At 46.5% G+C, this 22,391-nt stretch carries 19 protein-coding genes; 15 read left to right on the top strand and 4 right to left on the bottom strand.

Features of this window, described 5'->3' with window-relative positions:
• Positions 1-26: 26 nt before the first annotated feature.
• The 11 genes from NSQ68_RS19130 to NSQ68_RS19080 all read left to right on the top strand — a co-directional run bounded on the left by NSQ68_RS19130 (position 27) and on the right by NSQ68_RS19080 (position 13,434).
• Positions 27-1,094, top strand: a complete 1,068-nt coding sequence (locus NSQ68_RS19130; RefSeq protein ID WP_307347771.1) for an AI-2E family transporter — start codon at positions 27-29, stop codon at positions 1,092-1,094.
• A 351-nt stretch (positions 1,095-1,445) separates the two neighbouring features.
• A complete protein-coding gene (alaS, locus tag NSQ68_RS19125) occupies positions 1,446-4,079 on the top strand; it encodes an alanine--tRNA ligase (RefSeq protein ID WP_307347769.1) in 2,634 nt (877 codons plus the stop codon).
• 136 nt (positions 4,080-4,215) lie between these two features.
• Complete coding sequence (locus NSQ68_RS19120; RefSeq protein WP_007431624.1) at positions 4,216-4,476, top strand: IreB family regulatory phosphoprotein; 261 nt, start codon at positions 4,216-4,218, stop codon at positions 4,474-4,476.
• 9 nt (positions 4,477-4,485) lie between these two features.
• Complete coding sequence (gene ruvX, locus NSQ68_RS19115) at positions 4,486-4,902, top strand: Holliday junction resolvase RuvX (RefSeq protein WP_014282932.1); 417 nt, start codon at positions 4,486-4,488, stop codon at positions 4,900-4,902.
• A 13-nt stretch (positions 4,903-4,915) separates the two neighbouring features.
• A complete protein-coding gene (locus NSQ68_RS19110) occupies positions 4,916-5,218 on the top strand; it encodes a DUF1292 domain-containing protein (RefSeq protein ID WP_023989904.1) in 303 nt (100 codons plus the stop codon).
• Entirely contained in the window at positions 5,215-5,520 is a 306-nt protein-coding gene (locus NSQ68_RS19105) for a DUF1292 domain-containing protein (RefSeq protein WP_342426893.1), read from the top strand. The genes NSQ68_RS19110 and NSQ68_RS19105 overlap by 4 nt, the downstream gene beginning before the upstream one ends.
• 94 nt (positions 5,521-5,614) lie before the next feature.
• Positions 5,615-6,643 carry an endolytic transglycosylase MltG gene (mltG, locus tag NSQ68_RS19100; protein ID WP_342429137.1) on the top strand — a complete coding sequence of 343 codons (1,029 nt, stop codon included), beginning with the start codon at positions 5,615-5,617 and terminating at the stop codon, positions 6,641-6,643.
• A gap of 11 nt (positions 6,644-6,654) precedes the next feature.
• Positions 6,655-7,584 carry a peptidase U32 family protein gene (locus tag NSQ68_RS19095; protein ID WP_342426892.1) on the top strand — a complete coding sequence of 310 codons (930 nt, stop codon included), beginning with the start codon at positions 6,655-6,657 and terminating at the stop codon, positions 7,582-7,584.
• Between the two features lie 32 nt (positions 7,585-7,616).
• The gene (locus NSQ68_RS19090) at positions 7,617-8,948 is read left to right on the top strand and encodes a U32 family peptidase (RefSeq protein WP_342426891.1); all 1,332 of its coding nucleotides are present in this window, start codon (positions 7,617-7,619) and stop codon (positions 8,946-8,948) included.
• A gap of 224 nt (positions 8,949-9,172) precedes the next feature.
• Positions 9,173-11,419, top strand: coding sequence for a methyl-accepting chemotaxis protein (locus NSQ68_RS19085; RefSeq protein WP_342426890.1), 2,247 nt, complete (start codon positions 9,173-9,175; stop codon positions 11,417-11,419).
• Positions 11,420-11,664: 245 nt separating this feature from the next.
• Positions 11,665-13,434, top strand: a complete 1,770-nt coding sequence (locus NSQ68_RS19080; protein WP_342426889.1) for a penicillin-binding transpeptidase domain-containing protein — start codon at positions 11,665-11,667, stop codon at positions 13,432-13,434.
• Here the strand turns inward: NSQ68_RS19080 and NSQ68_RS19075 are convergent.
• The gene (locus tag NSQ68_RS19075) at positions 13,422-14,576 is read right to left on the bottom strand and encodes an AI-2E family transporter (RefSeq protein ID WP_307347744.1); all 1,155 of its coding nucleotides are present in this window, start codon (positions 14,574-14,576) and stop codon (positions 13,422-13,424) included. The two genes, NSQ68_RS19080 and NSQ68_RS19075, sit on opposite strands and share 13 nt — an antisense overlap.
• A gap of 180 nt (positions 14,577-14,756) precedes the next feature.
• On the opposite strand from NSQ68_RS19075, the gene NSQ68_RS19070 reads away from it, so the two are divergent.
• The gene (locus tag NSQ68_RS19070) at positions 14,757-16,142 is read left to right on the top strand and encodes a polysaccharide deacetylase family protein (RefSeq protein ID WP_342426888.1); all 1,386 of its coding nucleotides are present in this window, start codon (positions 14,757-14,759) and stop codon (positions 16,140-16,142) included.
• 98 nt (positions 16,143-16,240) lie between these two features.
• Here NSQ68_RS19070 and ilvD read toward each other — a convergent pair whose 3' ends face one another.
• The 3 genes from ilvD to NSQ68_RS19055 all read right to left on the bottom strand — a co-directional run bounded on the left by ilvD (position 16,241) and on the right by NSQ68_RS19055 (position 19,733).
• Positions 16,241-17,929: a dihydroxy-acid dehydratase gene (gene ilvD / locus NSQ68_RS19065; protein ID WP_039272868.1), complete on the bottom strand. Its 1,689-nt coding sequence runs from the start codon at positions 17,927-17,929 to the stop codon at positions 16,241-16,243.
• 344 nt (positions 17,930-18,273) lie between these two features.
• Positions 18,274-18,522 carry a general stress protein gene (locus tag NSQ68_RS19060; RefSeq protein WP_023989894.1) on the bottom strand — a complete coding sequence of 83 codons (249 nt, stop codon included), beginning with the start codon at positions 18,520-18,522 and terminating at the stop codon, positions 18,274-18,276.
• 176 nt (positions 18,523-18,698) lie between these two features.
• Entirely contained in the window at positions 18,699-19,733 is a 1,035-nt protein-coding gene (locus tag NSQ68_RS19055; protein ID WP_342426887.1) for an acyltransferase family protein, read from the bottom strand.
• Between the two features lie 320 nt (positions 19,734-20,053).
• On the opposite strand from NSQ68_RS19055, the gene NSQ68_RS19050 reads away from it, so the two are divergent.
• From NSQ68_RS19050 to NSQ68_RS19040, 3 genes are read left to right on the top strand one after another with little or no spacing between them, the layout of a single operon-like run.
• Positions 20,054-20,860: an alpha/beta fold hydrolase gene (locus NSQ68_RS19050; RefSeq protein ID WP_342426886.1), complete on the top strand. Its 807-nt coding sequence runs from the start codon at positions 20,054-20,056 to the stop codon at positions 20,858-20,860.
• A gap of 14 nt (positions 20,861-20,874) precedes the next feature.
• Positions 20,875-21,645: an HAD family hydrolase gene (locus NSQ68_RS19045; protein ID WP_342426885.1), complete on the top strand. Its 771-nt coding sequence runs from the start codon at positions 20,875-20,877 to the stop codon at positions 21,643-21,645.
• Positions 21,642-22,382, top strand: a complete 741-nt coding sequence (locus tag NSQ68_RS19040; RefSeq protein WP_342426884.1) for an NAD-dependent protein deacylase — start codon at positions 21,642-21,644, stop codon at positions 22,380-22,382. The genes NSQ68_RS19045 and NSQ68_RS19040 overlap by 4 nt, the downstream gene beginning before the upstream one ends.
• Positions 22,383-22,391: the final 9 nt, after the last annotated feature.

Genomic DNA, 22,391 nt, shown 5'->3' with positions numbered 1-22,391 from the left:
AGGCTAGTCCGGTAAGGGGGCACGAAATGGAGCAATTAACGAAAAGTAGACTGTTCCGGTACGGAATATGGACGTTGCTGGGACTTGTCATTCTATATTTTATCTGGCTGCTACGACCTTTGTTTTTGCATTTGTATGAATTTCTGAGAACAATCATTGCTCCGTTTGCGGTAGCGATGATCATCTCCTATGTACTTAATCCCGTTGTCAGTATGCTGGGTGGTCGCAAGGTGCCTCGAAGTGTAGCTGTGCTGCTTATCTATGCTGTGTTTTTAACCAGTCTCGTTGTGATTCTAATGAACCTGATTCCGATGTTCATTGAACAACTGGATGAGCTGAATGAGCATCTACCCGAGCTGACCATGCATGCACAGGGATTAATGACGAATATGGATAATGGCATTTTGCCCCAAGGGGTGCGAACGGGTATGAATCAATGGTTTTTCCAACTAGAGAATCGGATGGCTACAGGGATTTCTACCTTTATGGATAACATCGGCGGGATGATCAACATGCTGTTCAATGTGTTCATTGTACCGTTCCTCATTTTTTACATTTTGAAGGATTTTGATGTGTTCGAGCGGACGATTGTGTCTTACCTCCCGCGTTCTCGTCGAAAGGCGATTGTAACGGTACTTAAGGAAATTGATCAGGCGCTTGGCAACTATGTCAGGGGACAATTACTGGTATGCATTATTATTGGAGTGATGGCTTATCTCGGCTATATGCTCATTGGCATGCCTTATGCGCTGTTGCTGGCAGGAGTGGTTGCGGTTTTTAACATCGTTCCGTATTTGGGCCCCTTTTTGGGAGCCGCTCCGGCAGTAGTTATGGCTTCTACAGTCTCCTTAAAAATGGTGCTTTTGGTCGTGGCCGTTAACACCTGTATTCAAGTGTTGGAGAGCAATGTCATCTCTCCCCAGGTGGTGGGACGAACGTTGCATCTGCATCCGATAGCCATTATTTTCGCTCTGCTAGTGGGTGGGGAAATTGCGGGAATTACCGGCTTGATTTTAGCAGTTCCCGTGATGGCGGTATTAAAGGTAGGACTCCAGCATTTTTTTGCATATTACGTGAAGCGGAAAACGATCTGATTTTGTCCATATACCGTATGTATCTTGTCTGATATCGCGTTGACACGGCTAAATGACACGGATATACTGAATTGAGTATGTTTAAATGTGTTTATCCAGTAGGGAAAGCTCATTTCGAAGTGCGGGCTGAACCCGCCGGGATGCTCCCGTTACCAGTGAAAACAAGGCGATCGATCGTCCGTTAAGCAAATGTTGGTGTGCAGCTTGCGCATGGGCATTTCGTACAGAGGGGACGGCGTTAACCAGGGTGGTACCGCGATACAATCGTCCCTGATCCGTTCAGGGGCGTTTTTCTGTTTTTTTATGGCCTGTGCCAGGAACCAGTGACACCATAATTAGGAGGCTACTTATATGAAAGCTAGTGAAATCCGCTCCAAATGGCTGGAGTTTTTTGAAAGCAAGGGACATGTGATTGAACCAAGCGCGCCGCTTGTTCCACATAAAGATCCTTCCCTACTGTGGATTAATGCGGGTATGGCGCCGCTTAAGCCTTATTTTGACGGACGTGTGAAGCCAGAAAATCCACGTATCGCCAATTCGCAAAAATGTATTCGGACGAACGACATTGAGAATGTCGGTAAAACGCGTCGCCATCACACCTTTTTCGAAATGCTCGGTAACTTTTCCATTGGTGACTATTTTAAGGAAGAAGCCATTACATGGGCTTGGGAGTTTCTGACAGATCCAAAATGGATTGGTTTTGATCCGGAACGTCTGGCTGTAACTGTGTATCCTGAGGATGAGGAAGCGTACAAGCTGTGGAACGAAAAAGTTGGACTTCCTGCCGAACGTATCATCAAACTGGAAGATAACTTCTGGGATATCGGTGAAGGTCCTTGTGGACCTTGTACGGAAATCTTTTATGATCGTGGCGAAGCCTACGGCAGTGATATGACGGATCCTGAAATGTATCCGGGGGGAGAAAATGAGCGTTATCTGGAAGTGTGGAACCTCGTATTCTCACAATTCAACCATAACAAAGACGGTAGCTATACGCCGCTTCCAAACAAAAATATTGATACAGGGGCTGGATTGGAGCGTTTTGCATCCATTTTGCAAAATGTGGATTCCAACTTTGATACGGATATCTTCCAGCCACTAATCCAAAAAACAGCGGCGATGGCAGGAGTAAAATATAACGAACATGTGGACAGTGATGTGGCTCTTAAGGTTATTGCTGACCATGTTCGTACCGTAGCTTTTGCGATTGGTGACGGTGTGCTGCCTTCTAATGAAGGACGCGGTTACGTGATCCGCCGTTTGCTGCGCCGGGCTGTGCGCTATGGCAAAATGCTGGGCATGAACCGTCCATTTATGTTTGAGCTGGTGGAAACCGTTGGGGATGTCATGGGTGTGTATTACCCTGAGGTGGTGGACAAGCGTGATTTCATCATCAAAGTGATCAAAACGGAAGAGGAACGCTTCCATGAAACACTGACAGATGGATTGGCAATTTTGTCCGATATTAGTGCTCAGGCGAAGGCAGAAGGTCGCAATGTCATTAGCGGAGCAGATGCCTTCAAACTGTATGATACGTACGGGTTCCCATTCGATCTCACAGAGGATTATGCAGACGAGCAGGGCTTGAAAGTAGACCGTGAAGGCTTTGATGAAGCGATGCAGGAGCAACGCAAACGCGCCCGTGATGCACATCAGGACAGCGCCAGCATGAAGATTCAGGGCGGAGCTTTGTCCGATCTGGCGGTTAAAAGTGAATTTGTTGGATATAATGACCTCGTAACTGAGTCTAAAATTGTGGCGATTGTATATGAAGATGTACTGGTGGACACTGTTAGTGAAGGGCAGTCTTGCCAGGTCGTGCTGGATGTGACTCCTTTCTATGCCGAAAGCGGAGGACAAGTCAGTGACCAAGGCTTGCTGCGTGGAGGTACGGTAACCGCGAAGGTTGAAGGACTGTTTAAGGCGCCACAAGGTCAGCATGTGCATCAGGTTGTTGTAGAAGCCGGTGAGCTGAACGTTGGCGATACGGTGAAAGCTGAAGTGGATCAAGCTTCACGTGGAGAAATTGAGAAAAACCATACGGCTACGCATTTACTTCACAAAGCGCTTAAAGAAGTGCTGGGTGACCATGTCAATCAGGCGGGTTCTTTGGTAGAGCCTGGGCGTCTGCGTTTTGATTTCTCCCATTTTGGAAGCATTACACCAGAAGAGCTGGCGGATATTGAACTGCGTGTAAACCGTGCCATCTGGAGCCAACTGGACGTTAATATTGAACTGAAACCGATTGATGAAGCCAAGGCTCTCGGAGCAATGGCGCTGTTCGGTGAAAAATATGGAGATATCGTACGGGTCGTTAAAGTAGGCGATTACAGCATTGAACTGTGCGGTGGCTGTCATGTCAGCAATACTTCGCAAATTGGCCTGTTCAAGCTTGTCAGCGAGAGCGGCATTGGATCAGGTGTACGTCGTATTGAAGCGGTGACCGGACGTTTTGGCTTTGAATATATGGAAGGTCAATTAGAACTGTTGAAGGTGTCGGCTGGACTTGTAAAATCCAAGCTGTCCGAGGTGCCAAAACGTATCGAATCTTTGCAGCAACAAATTAAAGACCTCAGTCGTGAAAATGAATCGCTGCAAAGCAAGCTGAGCGTTATTGAAGCGGGCCAGCTGACCGATCAGGTCGTGCAAGCAGGTGGGGTGCAGCTGTTGGCTGCACGCGTGCAGGCTTCCAGCATGGACGCGTTGCGTGCGATTGCTGATGAACTGAAAGGGAAACTTCCGGCTGCTGTGCTGGTGCTCGGCGCTGCAATGGACGATAAAGTTAATTTTGTCGTAGCAGTTCCGGCAGAGCATACCAAGGCTGGACTTCATGCAGGCAAGCTCGTGAAAGAAATTGCTGCCGTATGCGGTGGCGGTGGTGGCGGACGACCTGACATGGCGCAAGCCGGTGGTAAGGATGCCAGCAAGCTGGACGAAGCACTTCAACGTGCGCATGAACTGGTTTCGGCAGCCTCACAAGGATAAAGTTCGATAATTTTTGCGGATTTTTGGGAAAAAACGGGCTTAGATATTTCCTTGTAGGGCTTTGCTTATGGTATGATGTAAAAGAATAAGCTGGCATAAACATGTACACATGTTTTGTGGAAGCGAGGTGTCAACAATGGATTCCATGGACAAAACGGTCAAATTTAATGTCAAGGCAGATGAGAAGGAAGCTTCTGCTCAGGAGATTTTGTTGACCGTATATGATGCGTTGGTAGAAAAAGAATACAATCCGATCAATCAAATCGTCGGCTATTTGCTATCCGGTGATCCGGCTTATGTGCCACGGCATAATAATGCCAGAAGCTTGGTACGTAAAAAAGAGCGCGATGAGTTGATTGAAGAGTTGGTTCGTTTCTATCTCGCTAAGCACCGTTAGGAGACAGGCATGAAAGTAATGGGATTGGATTACGGGGATCGCCGAATTGGGGTCGCCGTAAGTGATGCCTTCGGCTGGACCGCCCAAGGATTGGAAGTCATAGAACGACGCGGTGACGACAGCGAGTTCGGTAAAATTGCAAATTTGGTTCGTGACAATGAGGTCGGCGAGGTTGTTGTAGGCTTGCCGAAAAACATGAACGGAACCGTGGGTCCACGCGGTGAGATTTGTATCGAGTTTGCGAACCGACTCAAGGAGTTACTGGGTTTACCCGTTCACCTTTGGGATGAACGGCTGACGACGCGTTCGGCGGAGCGTACGCTTCTGGAGGCCGACGTCAGCCGAAAAAAACGCAAGCAGGTGGTAGATAAACTGGCCGCAAGCCTGATCTTGCAAAACTATTTGGACGCACACAGTACAAGGTGAGGGGGATTTCGTAATGGCTGAAAATCAAGTGGGTATGGAAGAAGAGCCGGAAATTATTTATATTGCCGATGACGAGGGCAACGAGGAAGAGTTCGAGGTCATTATGAAGTTTGAGGTAGATGGTTCCGAAGCGAAGTACATGATGGTTGCGCCAGTGGACCCTGAAGCTGATGAGTCCGATGTGTACGCCTTCCGTTACGAGGAAGAAGGCGATGATATTAAATTGTTTGTGATCCAAGACGATGCCGAATGGGAAATCGTCGAAGAGACCTTTAATACATTTGTAGAAGAAGATGAAGAGGAAGACGGGAAATGACGATCTATTCACGTGAAGACCTGAGTTGGACCTCTAATTTGAAGGAAACGTTCGACGGCGATGTAGAGCTGCAGGATGAACAGGGCCATGCGATGCGCATGGAATTGGAAGCAGAGTTCAAGGTAGGTGAGCAACGGTACGCCGTATTGCGTAGACCCGGGGCTGCTGTTGGCGAATATGAACTTTACCATGTAAGCTCATCCACAGACGGCGAAATCTCCATCACCACCATTGAAGATGATGATGAGTGGGAAGATATTTCCGAACTGTACGATGAATGTACGTTGCCGGAAGAACTGTAAGTCTGGATAACGATGAGATCAAACCTGAAAGGGCGGACCAGTCCGCCCTTTTTGGCTGTGAAGGAGTTGGGTGGATGTGAAGCGAAGGACGAGGATGTTTACGTTGTTTCTACTGCTTATCATTATAGCAGGAGGGGCAGCCCTCTATATTTGGAATGCCATGCAGCCTGTTCAGCCCCAAACACAACCCGTTGCTTTTACGGTGGTGCAGGGAACAGGAACATCGGCAATTGCAGATACGCTGGAGCAAAAGGGACTTATACGTAATGCGCTCGTGTTTAAGGCTTATGTAAAATTCAAACAGCAAGGAAGCGCATTTCAGGCCGGAAAATATGAGGCGCAGCCTGGCGCAACCTTTGATCAGTTGATTACTAAGTTATCGGCTGGAGATGTTGTCAAAGAGGAAATGATTCGTTTTACAATCCCGGAAGGTTATACGATTAGACAGATGGCTGATAAGCTGCAAAAGGAAGGACTGGCAGACCGGCAGCAATTTTTGCAGCTGGCCAACGATCCGTCCGCTTTTGACGTCGCGCTGGTGCGGGACATTCCAAAGCAGGCGGGGCTTCGCTATGCGCTGGAGGGCTATCTTTTCCCGGAAACCTATGAGTTGAAAAAGGGTAGCACGGCCAAAGATATTATACAGGTGATGCTAGAACAGACACAAAAGCGGCTGGAGACTGTTTCCGATCTGGATGCCAAGCTGAAACAGCGGGGTGAAACGCTGCATCAACTGCTGACGGTTGCTTCTTTGGTAGAGCGCGAGGTGGTTGTGGAAGATGAGCGGTCTGTAGTAGCTGGCGTCATTTATAATCGGCTCAAACAGGATAAGAAGCTGGAAATTGATGCTACGGTTCAATATATGCTGGACAAGCAAAAAGAACGGCTGTATTACAAGGATTTGGCTGTGGAAAGCCCTTATAATACGTATTTGCATCAGGGGCTTCCACCAGGGCCGATTGCAAATCCCAGTCTGGAATCAGTGATAGCGGCTTTACAGCCGAAAGCTACAGATTATTTATTTTATGTGACCAAAAAAGACGGGACACATGAACATTTGTTTGCCAAAACGTATAAAGAACATTTGCATAACATTCAGGTAAGTAATCGTAAGACAAATTAGGAGGTGAGCCTATGGCTTACAAACCCGAACTACTGGCAACTGCCAGCTCTCCGGAGGATGCCCGCCATATGCTGGAGGCTGGAGCTACTGCATTACTTATTGGAGATGACCGCTTTGGAATGCGGCTGCCGGGACATTTTACACCTGACCAAATCCGTGAAGTGGTGGAAGAGGCACGCAAGCATACGGCGCAGGTATATGTATCCATGACGAATTTGATGACGAACGAGCTATTGCCGCTCCTTCCCGAATATGTGCAGACCCTAGCTGGATGCGGCATAGACGCCATTGAGTTTAATGATCCCGCAGTGCTCATGGCCGTGAAGGAGTATGCCCCGAATCTGAAGCTGTTCTGGAACGGTGAGATGATCTCTACCAACTTCGCAACCGCCAACTATTGGGGTGAAAAGGGGGCTTCCCGGGTCATTTTGGCTCGTGAGCTCAGTATGGATGAAATTACCGAAATGATACCAAAGTTGAATATAGAAGCACAGGTTCAGGTACATGGCATGACTAATATTTATCATTCCAAGCGTAAGCTTGTTCAAAGTTATATGCTGCACCAGGGACGTAATGTAGAAGGCGATTTGGGTAGAGGACGCGGCTTGTTTCTGATTGAAGCAGAGCGGAAAGAAGAGAAGTTCCCTATCTACGAGGATATAAATGGGACACATATTATGAGTTCAGATGATTTTTGCATCATGGAGGACCTGCATATTCTAATGGAGGCGGGCGTGCATAGCTTTAAGATCGAGGGCTTATTGAAACCTACGGCTTACAATGAGGCGGTTGTTCGTGCTTATCGTAAAGCAATAGATAGTTATACAGCTGACCCGGATGCTTATGCTTATGATGAAAGCTGGTTGGATGAAGTTCGCCGTCTTCAAGATCCTGAACGGGAACTTTCCTTCGGATTTTTTTATAAAGAGCAGGTTTATTAATTTAAAAATGAATTCACAGAGGGGGGAACGTCATGGGGACGATAACCAAAACGAGAAAATATATAGGTAAACGGAATCGTCTGGATAAGCCGGAGCTGTTGGCTCCTGCCGGAAATCTGGAAAAGCTGAAGTTTGCCGTTCACTATGGCGCGGATGCTGTATATATTGGTGGACAAAAATATGGTCTGCGTTCTAACGCCGATAATTTCAGTTTTGAAGAAATGCGTGAAGGTGTAGAATTTGCCAACAAGTACGGTGCTAAGGTGCTTGTGGCGACCAATATTTATGCCCACAATGAAGATATTGCCGGAATCGAGGAGTACTTGCGCAATCTGTACGAGGCAGGAATTCATGCCGTTATCGTCGCTGATCCGGCTATTGTATCCGTGGCATTGCGTGCTGTTCCTGGATTGGAAGTGCATTTGAGCACACAGCAGTCCACGCTGAACTGGCAAGCGGTAAAGTTTTGGAAAAACGAGGGGCTACCGCGTGTGGTACTTGGACGTGAGACCAGTCTGGAGGAAATCGAAGAAATTAAAAAGCATGTGGACATCGAAATCGAGGCTTTTGTCCATGGTGCGATGTGCTCTTCATTTTCCGGCCGCTGCGTGTTGTCCAATCACTTTACAGACCGTGATTCCAATCGTGGGGGATGTTGTCAGTCTTGCCGCTGGAAATACGATCTGTTTGAGGATGCCCGCCCAGGTGAGGTTTGGATATCTGAGGAAGAGGCACAGGATAACAATGCACTGAAACATTTCCAGCTCGGTGTTAACCAGCTTCCACTGTTTGAAGAGAGTGATAATGCTTTTTCTATGGGTTCCAAGGATCTATGTATGATTGAAAATGTCCCTGATCTGATTGATGTAGGTGTAGACAGTTTTAAAGTAGAGGGACGTATGAAGTCTATCCACTATGTGGCAACGGTCGTGAATGTCTATCGTCAAGCGATTGATTCCTATATGGCTGATCCTGAAAATTATGTGCTCAAACCAGAATGGATTGAAGAAATTAACAAGGCAGCTAATCGTCCGCTGAATACAGGATTTTTCTACGATACACCGGATCATGAGGATCATATTTATGAGCCGGAAGAAAAGGCAGTCCCTTATGATTTTGCTGGACTAGTCATGGACTACGATGCCGCGAGTGGCATCGCAACTATTCAACAACGGAACCATTTTAAACCCGGTCATGAAATTGAATTTTTCGGTCCGAACGGAACATTCTTCAAACAAACGGTCGGAACGATCTGGGATGAGGAAGGCAACGAATTGGATGCTGCTCGTCACCCGCTTCAACGAATTAGAATGAAGGTAGATCAGCCCGTATCGTATTTTGATATGATGCGTAAAAAGAAGTAAATAAGCCTTAAGTCACAGACGAAAAGAATCAAAAGCCTCTCCTATCGGTTGGAGGGGCTTTTTTTTGAATAGTTTTCTAGGAAAAAAGTTTCACAAAATTTAGTTGATGCTCAAAGGAAAGCTACATTCCTTGTCGAATAGTTCCGATAGAAGTTATATAGATAATAGATACATAATGGATGACGTGGAATTAGAAACTAATTATATGGTGGTAGGTGAGAGGAATGGGTTTACGGAAAAAAGAGGGGAATACAGCAAAAAGGCAACCCAAGAAAACGGATCAAATGCATGGTTTGAAAGGCGGTAAAGCAACGGATAAAGGGGAACAAACGCTTGCGGTGTCTTCGAAGGTTGCCCCCTGGTTAGCTAAGGCGATTCGTAAGGGTACACACAATTTAAAGCGTTTACTTAAGCCGGAAAGGTACAGTAAAGATTTCATGCATTTGGTCAAAAACTATAATCCGATACGTTCGGTTGGAATGAAGTTGTTTCTGATCTTTTTTGCGGCAATTATGTTATTTGTGGTCAGCTTGGGGATGCTCTCATACTACAAGGCTAAAAGTACGATTGAGCAAAATGCAGCTACGGCTTATCAGCAGACCGTTCAGCAAACTTCAGAAAAGCTTGACATTATTCTAGAGCGCTTTCAAGACACATCGACACAGGTATTTTTCGATACTGAATTAAGTGATCAGTTGCAAAAGGCTGTAAAGCAAGATAAAAATCCTTTTGCATCTTTTGTTGCTATGGGCGAAGTAAACAAGAAATTAACGAATATTGCTTTTACGAATAAAGCGATTGATTCATTGTACCTGTACCCGGAAGATACCAAGTTTGCTGCTATGGGCACCGGAACACAAAAGGATGTACGGCAGGAAGCATGGTTTAAGGATATTTTGAAAAACAAGGGAATTGTTTGGCTACCTACGCAGGTGAATGACAATGGCAGCAAGACCTTTCGCCTAGCACGCTCCATGAACAGTATGTCCGGGTTGGGAGGGACTTACGTTCTGGTTATGGATTTAAAGTCCAGTGCGGTGGAGGACGAGTTGAAAGGTGTTAATTTGGGCTCAGGCAGTATGATTAGCCTTGTGACAGACAAGGGTGAGTTTGTAGGTTCTAACAATGAGAGCTTGGCAGGAGGAAAGACAAAGCTGGATTACGTTTCCAAGCTTGAAGGGGTTGAAGGAAATCAAATTATGGAGCAGGTTGCAGATGGCAACGAGCAAAATGTGCTTGCGGTTCATAATACGCTGGGAACTTCCAAATGGATTCTCGTGGGTGTAGTGCCTGTATCTGAGCTGGTGAGAGACGCTAAGGGGATTCTAACCACAACCTGGATATTTGCTGCAGTGGCTGCACTCATTGCATTGTTCATTGGCCTGTGGATCGTGCGCCTCGTGGCTCGTCCATTGACACACCTGAAGGATTTAATGGTCGAAGGCGCCAAAGGTAACTTGCAAATTCGAACGAACTATAAGGCTCAGGATGAAATTGGGCAGTTGTCAGAAAGCTTTGATATCATGATGGAGCAAATTACATTGCTGGTAGAGCAGACAAATGCCTCAGCTCAGGAGGTTCTGAAAACAGCGACGGAACTAGGCGATGCCTCGAAGAAGACAGCCATTTCAGCCAAAGAAATTGCAGCAGCAACGGAAGAAATTGCTCATGGCGCCGCCAGTTTGGCAACAGAGGCTGAACGTGGCAGCGGACTAACCGGGAATATATCTCAGCAAATGGATACGGTGATGGCTTCCAATCATGAAATGAGTCTGGTCGCACAAGAAGTTGAACAATCCAGTGAGCAAGGGACAGTTCAACTGAAAAATCTATTGAGCAAGACTAAGGTTACGGAAGAAACTACGCATGCTTTGGTAGGCAAAGTAGATGAACTGAAGAAGACAACTTCCGATGTCTTTAAGGTGCTGGACGTATTACAGGATATTGCTAAACAAACGAATATTCTATCACTGAATGCGACAATTGAAGCAGCACGAGCGGGGACGGCTGGGCGTGGTTTTATGGTGGTAGCAAATGAGGTTCGGCAGTTGGCTGAACAATCACGTCAAGCTATTCGCACAGCTACGGGTATTACTAATAACATTGTCAACGAGATGAATGAAACGGTACAGGCATTATCTGAGGTGTACCCGCTGTTCCGGGAGCAGATGGGAGCCGTGCAGGAAACAACGGACATTTTCCAATCGGTGCAGCAGCAAATGGGAGAGTTCGCGCTTCGGTTGGGAACGGTCACCGCCTCCATTCATCATCTGAGTGAATCGCAGACCACATTGTCCGAGGCAATGACCAATGTAAGCGCGGTAGCTGAGCAATCCTCGGCCACTTCACAGGAAGTCGCTTCGCTCAGCACTGAACAGGCCAATATTGGTAATCAACTGGTAGGTTTGTCGGATAAGCTGGAAGGAGTATCAGTGAACTTGAAGGAACAGCTTTCGCGGTTTACGGTGTAGATATAACAAAACCATGGGAATCAGGGTTGTCACTGATCTCCGTGGTTTTGTACTTTTTATTAGTGGATGTGCTTAAAAATCTCATTACGGTTTTTTATTCGTTAGACGAGATTTTAGATTGGAGCCCAGAAGCAGACATCACAAGATACAAATAAATTCGGAAACCCATTCACGTTAAAAGTTGAGTGGGTTTCTTTTTCAACTACAGGACATACTACTGGAAAAAAGATGAAAGAGGGATAGGTGTGCCGAGGCGTGGTAGCAGTTTCATTCGAAAACGTCGAATTGCATATATGGCCTTGGGGGTGATGGCACTACTGCTGGTTTTATTATTCCGACTGGCTTGGCTTCAGGGGACAGCGGGCATTCATATGTCCGTTTATGGGGGGCATTCGCTTAAGGAAATGTCAGCACGTCAGCGACAGGAGGGCATTTCTATCGACTCTGGACGTGGACAGTTTACGGACCGGCATGGGCGACCCTTGACTGGCGGAGTAGTATGGACGCCAGTACTTTTTCCCGATGTAGATGGCAAAGCGGCTTTACATGGCGAAGAACTGGCCGAGCTACTGCGTACAAGTAAGAAGCAACTACTGACACGATGGAAAGAGCTACAATCCCCGCTCATATGGCGAGATGGGCGCGGAGAGCCCGTACAAATCAATCCGCATGAAGCAGGCAAGCTGCTGAAGTTAGCCCCTTCGCTTATTGAGCTTGTACCTTATGCGAAACGTTACAGGGATTTGCCCAATGGCAGGCAATGGCTTGGCTTTTTGTATGAACGTGCCGACCGAGCGAGTGAAATGCCGATGGGGGCCGCCGGGCTGGAAAGAACGCTGGAGCCGCTGCTGAGCGGCGTCGGTGAAACGTTCGTCTCCCGGTTTGTAGATGCACAGCGTCGTCCATTGACTCATGTACCGCTGCGTGTCAGTGCTCCATCCAATGGTCACTATCCTTTACAAGTGCAGACTACAATTGATCTACCTATACAGGAACAGATTGAAAAGCTGACGGAATCTAGTCATTTGGCAGAAGGGGCGGTGGTAGTGCTCGATGCAGGCAACGCGGACGTACTGGCGATGGTGTCTCGCCCTTTTTATAATCCCGGACATGTTGATCCGCAGCAGAAAACAGACTGGGCTAATCGTGCCCTCAAGGCGATAACGCCCGGTTCCATTTTTAAGCTGGTTACGGCTGCTGCTGCACTTGAATCAGGTGTTGTCCAACCACAGGAACAATTCCATTGTCATGGAACTTATGGCAAGTACGGTTTGGCTTGCTGGAAAAAAGAAGGACACGGTACCCTGAACCTGGAGGAAGGGCTTGCCGTATCCTGTAATAGTGTGTTCGCTCATCTTGGCGAACGGCTTACTCCTGAGCAAATTCAGGCCACAGCTTCTGCACTGGGGTTGAGCCGAACTGTGGGCTGGCAGGAGCAAAATCTTGCAGGGCTACCTCAATTCAGACCGCTGGATCATGAAGAAAAGGGAGCCGTATTCGGCTCCCATACGAACGCTTTTGATCCGGGCGTACGTGTACAGACAGCTATCGGTCAGCGCGATGTGCTGGTGACGCCTCTCCAAGCTGCCAATCTCATCGTCACCTTGCTTCACGATGGTCAAGTACATGCACCACGTCTCGTCAAACGTATCAGCTACGCAGACGGTAGCACCTTACTGGAACTACCTGCTCATGCTGCACCTTCACCCGAGGGCAGCCGCTCGATTCACACAGCGACGGCTCGCACGCTTCTTGAAGCAATGGAAAAGGTTGTGACACAGGGGACAGGTGCCTCCTTGCGTAATAAATCATGGAATCTGGCTGGCAAATCGGGTACGGCCCAAGCTTTAAAGAACGGTCACCCTATAAATCACCAGTGGTTTATAGGTTATGGTCCGATAGAGCGGCCTCGTTATGCGGTCGCCGTCCTTGTGCAAAATGTTTCAACACATTCTACAAATCAAGCTACAGCACTGTTTGGTCAAGTGATGGATCTGTTAGCTCAATCCTCTTGAGTACCACGAGTAGCTTCACGATCCTCCTCCTGAATTTTAACGATAAACGGAGGCTCGTCAAATTCCTCTGTCGGAAACCGAATCCATTTTTGCAGATAGCCTTGCTGCCACAATTCCTTGAGCAAAATGATAAGAATGGGAGACAGGATTAATCCGGCCAGTCCAAAGATAGATAACGATATAATGGCAAAGGAAAGCATCAGATAGGCAGATGAAACACCGATGGAATTACCAGTGATTTTTGGCTCCGCCAGCTGGCGGACGATAACCGTGACAGCCATGACAATAAGCAGGCCTACTGCCAGGCCGGTATTGCCTGTGATGAACAGATACACTGCCCACGGAATAAAAATAACAGGTACACCCAACAAGGGCAGGATATCAAACAAAGCTGCCACGAGCGCCAATGAGAGGGCATTATCCACTTGCAAAATGAGTAAACCTATAAATACGAGAACAAAGGTAATCCCTACCAGTAAAGCTTGAGCCTTGAGGAATGCGGAGATGGCTTTAAGTACGTGATTTTTTAGAAAAAGGTAAGCCGTTTTTAGTGTCTTGGGTGTTTTACTACGGGCAATGCCCTTCCAAAGATTAATTTCCATACTTAAAAAGAACGCTAAAATGATTGCAATGGCAAAGTTGCCCATAAAAACAGTGAAAGAACTGAGGAACTGTATGAAAAAGGATAAGCCTAGCTGTGCCCATTTCGTAGCAATGGTGGTGGCAGTCGCAAAATATTCATTCACACGTTCGGTAACACCCGGAGGTAAAGCAGCGATTTTATCTTGAGAAAGATGAAGATACCGCGTGAATTCCGCTTGGATAATCTGAGTATACTGTGGGAGGTTTTGCGCGACTTTCGTAAATTGCGTAACCAGAATCAGACCCAATCCGAAAAAAATAGCAAGTAAAAGGATGATAAATAGCAATACGGAGAGTGCGGAGGCAAAAGGCTTTTTCATTCCTTTCCGATGAAAATAACGGGCAGCAGGTTCAATACACCAGAACACGACGAACGAAAGAAACACAGGTGCGGCTAGTTGATACAGTTTGCTGGATACGAACATAATTAAATACACGGTTAATACGATCAAACCGATATCAAAAACGGTACGCCAATATTTTTTGTACAATGGAAGCATATGTATACAACGACTCCTTTTAGATTTTTATTTATTGTACACTAAATTGGACCTCAATGCTGACCATATGCAATAGCGAAATCTCGGCATATTTACGTCATTGTGATAACATATAAGTAAGTGAGTTTTCCTCAGGAAGCCTGCTTGGGGGAGTTCAGAATAGAAAAGTGGGGATAAAACGTGCAGACTTTGCTGTTATGGATGTTTTACATTTCAACTTTTTATGCTTTTATTCCGGCGCTGGTTAGTCGTATATTTGGTTTCCGGGTGTTCAGGCGCGGCAAAAGTGAGCATGAATATGCGCTCACCTTTGATGATGGCCCTGATCCAGTGTATACATCACAGCTGCTTGATTTACTGAAGCGTTTTGATGCCAAGGCTACTTTTTTTGTTGTTGGGATAAATGCAGAAAAACACCCTGAGCTTCTGAAACGCATGCATGATGAAGGTCATCTAATCGGTATTCATAATTATGTGCACAAATCGAATTGGCTTATGCGGCCTGTTACTGTCAGAAGACAAATTGCCCAGACAGAGTCAGTCATTCGTCGAGTAACTGGTGAGGGAACGACCTTTTATCGCCCACCTTGGGGGATAGTGAACTTTTTTGATATTTCCAACACCAATGGTCGTCGAATCGTATTATGGTCCTCCATGTTTGGGGACTGGAAGGCAAGCATTGGAGCGAAACAATTGGCGGAGAGAATGCTCAAAAAGCTAAGGGGTGGCGAGGTGATGCTGCTCCATGACTGTGGTACGACTTTGGGGGCAGACGTGGAAGCGCCCCAGAATATGCTAATCGCACTAGAGAATCTACTGAGGGTCGCCCAAGAACGACAATTACGTAGCGTGCGGGTGGATACATTGTTTTGCCGTCAGTCTGTCAATCAACCTACCACCTCAGAGATGTCCAGTACGGGTTGGTATAAAAGAACGCTGGTATTTGGATGGCTTCAGTATGAGCGTCTATTTCATGTTTTGTTTCGTCTTCGTCCCGTAAGTCAGGAGGATACAATCTTTTATTATCGTCGTCGTATCTATCATGGGCCAAATGTAAATATGGAGAATAGCAGGTGGCTAAAAAAAGGGGACCCGGTAATCGAGCTTCATTTTGATAATAAAAAGTTGTTCCAATTGGGTTCGACGGCAAAGTCGATGGTACATCTAGCTATTCAATTAATTCGGATTGTAAAAAAACAACTTCCTGATCTGACCCAACGCATTGTACATGATTCTGAAATGAAGGATGTAAAGGCGATCTATGCAGTAAGTATGATTCATCGGGGTCCAGAGAAGTTGGGATTTCAAGTTCGGGAGCTTCCCAAAGGACTGTTTAAGCATGTGTCCACTGTATATTTAAAGCTGTTATTTCGTGTTATCCATCCTTCGGGTTCAGAGCAATTGAGTGAAAAAAAAGATGTAATGGTACCGAAACTGATTGTGATGCCAATGGATACCTTGTTTGACCGTTTCCATCAGGGAGGCTCACACCGCTCAGACGAAGCTCTTGAGCAAACAGCTCACAGATATGATGTCCATACACTCAACAGCGAAATGACTGAATAGACTAACCCCAATGACCAAATAAAAAATCCTCTCGATCCTTTGTTAGGGATCGAGAGGATTTTTAGCTGTTCATAAAGTGTCCTGTCTTAGCAAAGCATTTAGATTTTCATAATTCCGCCGTTACTTGCGTTCGTCACAAGCTTGGAATAACGCGCCAGGTAACCTGTTTTCACCTTCGGCTCAAAGCCTTTCCAGTTGGCGCGACGACGTTCGAATTCTTCGTCCGTAATCTGGAGCTCAATCTTACGATTGTTCAAGTCCAGCTCGATGATATCGCCGTCCTCAACAAAAGCGATAGGTCCGCCTTCTGCAGCTTCGGGGGAAATATGACCGATGGAGATACCACGGGAAGCACCTGAGAAGCGTCCGTCAGTAATCAGGCCCACCTTGGCACCAAGTCCCATACCCACGATTTGTGAAGTTGGAGCGAGCATTTCAGGCATACCAGGTCCGCCTTTTGGACCTTCATAACGGATAACAACCACGTGTCCTTCATTAATTTTACCGTTGGCGATACCTGCCAGTGCATCTTCCTGTGAATCAAAGCAGATTGCAGGACCTTTGTGATAACCACCAACCGAAGGATCAACTGCACCGACTTTGATGATGGAACCTTGCGGTGCCAGATTACCGAATAATACAGCCAGACCGCCACGTTCGGAATAAGGATTGTCCAGTTTGTGGATGACGTTAGTATCCAGAATTTCCTGTCCCTCTACGTTTTCACGAATGGTTTTTCCGGTTACAGTTATACAGTCTCCATGCAGTGCGCCCGGTTTCTTCAACAATTCATTCAGCACTGCGCTTACGCCGCCTGCATTATGAACATCCTCAATATGATAGTCGGAAGCAGGTGCCAATTTGGACAAATGAGGTACGCGGTTTGCGACTTCATTAATACGTTCGATAGGGTAGTCAACTTCTGCTTCATGGGCAAGTGCCAATGTATGCAATACTGTATTTGTGGAACCGCCCATTGCCATATCCAATGCAAATGCATTATCAATAGCTTCTTTAGTTACGATATCACGTGGTTTAAGATCCAGCTTAATCAATTCCATCAATTGGCGTGCAGATTGTTTAACGAATTCTTTACGTTCTTCTGCTACTGCGAGAATGGTGCCGTTACCCGGCATAGCCAGACCCATTGCTTCTGCGAGACAGTTCATGGAATTCGCTGTGAACATCCCTGAACAGGAGCCACATGTCGGACAGCCATATTGTTCTAATTCAAGCAAGCTTTGATCGTCGATTTTACCAGCCTGATATGCACCTACGCCTTCGAAGACGGAGGTCAGGGAAATAGAGCGTCCGTTCTTGTCTTTACCAGCTTTCATAGGACCGCCGCTGACGAAAATAGTTGGAATGTTAACGCGCAATGCGCCCATCATCATACCAGGGGTAATTTTATCACAGTTAGGAATACAAACCATGCCGTCAAACCAGTGAGCGGACACGACAGTTTCCAGAGAGTCAGCTATAATTTCGCGACTTGGCAGAGAATAACGCATACCGATGTGGCCCATGGCAATGCCGTCATCTACACCAATGGTGTTAAACTCAAAAGGTACACCGCCTGCGTCACGAATGGCTTGCTTGACAATTTTGCCAAACTCCTGCAAATGGACGTGGCCCGGTACGATATCAATATACGAGTTACATACCGCAATAAACGGTTTGTCAAAATCTTCTTCCTTGACACCCGCTGCGCGCAGCAAGCTGCGGTGAGGAGCGCGATCAAAGCCTTTTTTAATCATATCGGAACGCATTTTCGTCTTAGCTGTCATGATGCTGGTTTCCCCCCAAAGTATAAAAATAGTATGGCGTTCAATGGACGCCGTGATAGCGCAGATGTTTTCTAAAGAGTCTATCATAGATGTGAGCTTTTTTCTACATATATGAAGATATTGAAAAAATACAAGAAGTGTTCTGTAATCAACAATATATAGACATGAGCAGTTTTATTTCTCTATATATTGCATTTAGAAGAGGTTTTAATTTGAATCTATTAGAAATATATATACTGATAGGTTTGTGTATCAGGGAAAATATGAAAGAGCCCATACCGCAATAAGCAGATGGGCTCAAGCTTGTTTTTATGTTAAAGGAGGGCGGAAGAGGACATTACACCTTAATTTCTTCCACCTTTACGACCGATGTCTCTGTAGAAATTTTTGTCATGCGACTCAGCTGTAGCATCGCCGCCCTTTTTGCCGATTTCCTGATAAAATTCTTTATCGTGAGAGTTTGCGGTTGCTTCCCCGCCTTTTTTACCAATCTCCTGATAAAATTCCTTATTGTGCTTCTTGGAAGTAGCTTCTCCACCCATACGACCTGCCTCTTCGCGACTCATTTTCCCCTGATTTTGATTACGTGCCATTACAAATCACTCCTTAATAAAAAAGTTGTTTTTTGTTGCGCGCATCCATTACTTACCACGTCACGCCTGTATGAAACAGGCTCCAAGTGGAGTAAAGAGGGGGTAGACTCGCTTACATGTTGGTCTGTAGGTGGGTTGTGGCGTGTTCAATGTTAAATAAAATATGGATAAAAAAATTACGCGGACCGTCTAAAGGGATAAGGAGCTGGCTTTAGCATCCACTCTACCTGTGGCTCAATCAGAGGTCGTGTTGCAGTTCGAACCCAAGGCATGGTCAACATACAGCACAGACCAGCAGCACACAGTACAATCAACATGACTTCCACTGGAGTGTCTATATATTCGTAGACTCCCTTCGCAACGACGGTACGGACGATCAAGCCATGCAGTAAAAAGACATATAGTGTCCGTCTTCCCATCTCGGTTATACGGCCTGTGACAGCTGGAACAAAGCTTAGGAACGCCATGGATGCTATCCATTGAACTCCATAAATGCCGATGCGGTAAATTCCTGCGTACCATTCGGTATAGCCCAATTCACCGTAAGTCATGTTGCCATACAGCCAGCCTGCCGGGATGCCGAAATACGACGTACCCGCCAGTACCATAAGCAGAAGAGATATAACGCCAGCGATTATGCGGACTGGAGCTGTGAAGAACCGCCGAACGTCCGCATAATTCAAATGATAACCTGCTACAAAGTAAGGCAAATAAACAAAGGTTCTGCATACGCTCAGCCATATACCATCCACAGGGAGATACCCGACGAGGATACCCAGCAGCACGGATATACCCAATTGGAGGACAGGTGGTATTTTCTGAAAAGACAGCATCAGCAGTCTCCAACAGATATGGCTGGCAAGGAACCAGAGTAGCAAATAAGGAGCAAAGAACGAATGATGGATATGGGGAACGTGGAAGAGCGCAACATCCAAGATCGAATAGAGTGATTGAAAAATAAGATATTGCATACCGATCTGAAGCAGAACTTTTCGGCCTGCAGATCCGGTCAAAGATGTTTGGGCAAAGTAGCCTGTAACGAGTACAAACAACGGCATATGAAACATGAATATCCAGCTGAACCATTGTTGAGCAATATGAAGTGAACCGACTAGAGGCTCCAGAGCATTCCCTGCAAATACGCATATGATCAACAGAAATCGCAAATTGAGAAAGAAGCTTTCCCCTTGTACATCATGGCTTGTCGTCATGTGTTTCCCTCCGAGCGGCTTCTGCCGAATAGACTATTTAAAAATTAATTCTTTACAAGGAACAAGGTACGATACTCTGGACTTTATCATTGTGATTTTATTCACAATAGTAAGCGTTGTCATAACCTTATTATGTGGCGAAAGCTTGAACACCGGATAAAGACGGGCTAATACCTGGAAATGTATGCTGATTTGACCCTGTATGTGCAACGATGTTACCCTAACAAGGCTATAGTTACGCTGAGAATACAGCGGCACATTTTATATTCAAATTACGAATTACGAATTACGAGGAACGAAAGGCGAAAGGAACTTTTACAATGAGAAGAAGAACAAGAAGATCATACAATTCATATGGGACACGCGGTCCTCGGAAAATATGGAAAATTCTCTTAGGCATCCTGATTGTCATCGTGCTGGTCGCAGGATGGGGAGCATGGAAGATATTTACGCCTTATCAGCCTGACGAGACGGCGACGGCTGCATTAGCCGAAGTAGCGGATGCTGTGAAAGTAAATGAACAAGAACATTGGGTTGGTTTTGAGCCTGTAAAAAGAAGCGGAGCTGGAGTCATTTTGTATCCAGGGGCGTTGGTGAAGCCCGAAAGTTACGCGCCTTTGGCACGCCGCCTGGCGGAAAAGGGTCATCATGTGATTATAGCAAAAATGCCACTCAACCTTGCGTTGATCTCCCCGGATCTAGCGAATGAAGTGCTAAAGGCATATCCGAAAGAAGCGTTTGTTATTGGAGGCCATTCGTTAGGTGGTGTGATGGCGGCCCGATATGCAGCTGCACATTCTGATCAGGTCAAAGGTGTATTTTTCCTTGCCTCCTACCCGGATAACAAAGGAAATTTAAAGGATAAAAATCTGCCCGTTATTTCTCTACTGGGAAGTGATGATGGAGTCGTCCAGATGGAAAATGTCCAAAGTGGTAGAACTTATTTACCAGCCAACACGCTGTATTTTACAGTTGAAGGGGGGAATCATGCCCAATTCGGCAGTTATGGTGCCCAAAAAGGGGATAATCCTGCGAAAATTAGCGCTGTCGAGCAATGGAATCAGACGGTAACGGCTTTACAGGACTGGATGAAGGAGAGTGTGGATGTGGCTCCTAAGAATCAGTAAAGGAGGTGTGCTGCATGTCTGAGCTGATCGTGCAGGGGGAGCGGTACCCATGCCGTGGTATTTTATTAGATAAAGATGGAACGTTGCTGGATTTTATTCAGTTGTGGGGCCCTTGGGCTCGTTCTATACTGGATATGATGGAGCAGCATCTTACCGTGGCGGGTGCCGGTTTTACGGTGGAAAAAGGTACCGTTCTAGGTACTGTTCACGATCAGGAGGGGCGTGTGATCGGTTACGATCCTTCTGGCCCGCTGGCCATGGGGACCGTGGACGAAAGTACGGGGGTACTGGCTTGGCAGCTTTATACTGCTGGTGTACCGTGGAATGAGGCTGTGCGACTTGTCCGCGACTTTAATAAAACGGCGATGGCTGATATTCGGCGACATCGGGCAGTGAAGGTATTTCCAGGGTTGCGGACGTTGCTTGAGCAAAGTCGCCATGCCGGGCTGAAGCTGGCGGTTGTGACCTCTGACAGTACAGAGGCGGCACATGAGCATTTGGAGTGGATGGGGCTGACATCCTATTTTGACGAGATTATCGGACATGATAGGGTTACATACGGTAAGCCTGACCCGGAAATGGCTGAAAAGGCCTGCGCGTTACTAGGATTGTCGCCGGCGGACGTGGTAGTCATCGGAGACAGCAATGGAGATATGCAGATGGGCAAGCGTGCCGGAGTGCGGCTCGCTATTGGATTTGCGCCAGAAGCAGAACGTTCTGGTCATTTGCTGGATGCGGATAAGGTTATTCGTGGTTATGAAGAGCTGGAGGTGCGTAGGGTATGAAAGTGAATACGTTGGCAGAATGGATACAGCAATCGCAGAATATTGTTTTTTTCGGCGGAGCAGGCACATCGACAGAAAGCGGTATTCCGGATTTTCGTTCGGCAGCAGGCCTGTATCAAAGTGAGGAGAAATTGCCTTATTCCCCTGAGGTTATGCTAAGCCGTTCATTTTTTGTGAAGCATCCTGAAGTGTTCTTCGACTTCTATCGCAGTAAAATGCTGCATCCCGATGCGGAGCCGAACGGTTGCCATCATTTCCTCGCGTTATTGGAAAAGCAAGGCCGTCTTAAAGCGGTTGTGACACAAAATATTGACGGATTACATCAGGCTGCAGGTAGTGTGAATGTACTAGAACTTCATGGTTCGGTGCATCGCAACCACTGTATGGAATGCGGACGCTTCTACAGTCTAGATGAAGTGATGAACAGCTCTGAAGTTGTACCCAAATGTCCGATAGATGGGGGAATTATTAAACCGGATGTCGTTTTATATGAGGAAGAGCTGAATCAGGATACCCTCATTCAATCCGTTCAGGCTATTTCGCAGGCTGATCTGCTGTTAATTGGAGGAACGTCGCTGACAGTACATCCTGCTGCGGGCTTGATTACTTATTTTCGTGGTAAACATACGGTGCTGCTGAATACAGATCCCACCTCGTATGATCATAAGGCGGATCTTTTGATCACTGATCCAATCGGTAAAGTTATGGAAAAACTTGCTCATCAATTAGGTCTGTAATCGTTTTCT

The sequence above is a fragment of the Paenibacillus sp. FSL L8-0158 genome (assembly GCF_038592965.1).
In the GTDB taxonomy this organism is placed as follows: domain Bacteria; phylum Bacillota; class Bacilli; order Paenibacillales; family Paenibacillaceae; genus Paenibacillus; species Paenibacillus polymyxa_D.
Note: the sequence above shows the minus strand (reverse complement) of the source record. Positions and strands in the feature narration are given on the sequence as shown.

Bases quoted from the DNA above. Each gene is read 5' to 3' on its own strand.
- NSQ68_RS19095 (WP_342426892.1), top strand. From the start codon at position 6,655: ATGGCTTACAAACCCGAACTACTGGCAACTGCCAGCTCTCCGGAGGAT.
- ruvX (WP_014282932.1), top strand. From the start codon at position 4,486: ATGAAAGTAATGGGATTGGATTACGGGGATCGCCGAATTGGGGTCGCC.
- NSQ68_RS19120 (WP_007431624.1), top strand. From the start codon at position 4,216: ATGGATTCCATGGACAAAACGGTCAAATTTAATGTCAAGGCAGATGAG.
- NSQ68_RS19110 (WP_023989904.1), top strand. From the start codon at position 4,916: ATGGCTGAAAATCAAGTGGGTATGGAAGAAGAGCCGGAAATTATTTAT.
- NSQ68_RS19045 (WP_342426885.1), top strand. From the start codon at position 20,875: ATGTCTGAGCTGATCGTGCAGGGGGAGCGGTACCCATGCCGTGGTATT.
- NSQ68_RS19050 (WP_342426886.1), top strand. From the start codon at position 20,054: ATGAGAAGAAGAACAAGAAGATCATACAATTCATATGGGACACGCGGT.
- NSQ68_RS19040 (WP_342426884.1), top strand. From the start codon at position 21,642: ATGAAAGTGAATACGTTGGCAGAATGGATACAGCAATCGCAGAATATT.
- mltG (WP_342429137.1), top strand. From the start codon at position 5,615: ATGTTTACGTTGTTTCTACTGCTTATCATTATAGCAGGAGGGGCAGCC.
- alaS (WP_307347769.1), top strand. From the start codon at position 1,446: ATGAAAGCTAGTGAAATCCGCTCCAAATGGCTGGAGTTTTTTGAAAGC.
- NSQ68_RS19130 (WP_307347771.1), top strand. From the start codon at position 27: ATGGAGCAATTAACGAAAAGTAGACTGTTCCGGTACGGAATATGGACG.
- NSQ68_RS19075 (WP_307347744.1), bottom strand. From the start codon at position 14,576: ATGCTTCCATTGTACAAAAAATATTGGCGTACCGTTTTTGATATCGGT.
- NSQ68_RS19085 (WP_342426890.1), top strand. From the start codon at position 9,173: ATGGGTTTACGGAAAAAAGAGGGGAATACAGCAAAAAGGCAACCCAAG.
- ilvD (WP_039272868.1), bottom strand. From the start codon at position 17,929: ATGACAGCTAAGACGAAAATGCGTTCCGATATGATTAAAAAAGGCTTT.
- NSQ68_RS19060 (WP_023989894.1), bottom strand. From the start codon at position 18,522: ATGGCACGTAATCAAAATCAGGGGAAAATGAGTCGCGAAGAGGCAGGT.
- NSQ68_RS19090 (WP_342426891.1), top strand. From the start codon at position 7,617: ATGGGGACGATAACCAAAACGAGAAAATATATAGGTAAACGGAATCGT.
- NSQ68_RS19055 (WP_342426887.1), bottom strand. From the start codon at position 19,733: ATGACGACAAGCCATGATGTACAAGGGGAAAGCTTCTTTCTCAATTTG.
- NSQ68_RS19105 (WP_342426893.1), top strand. From the start codon at position 5,215: ATGACGATCTATTCACGTGAAGACCTGAGTTGGACCTCTAATTTGAAG.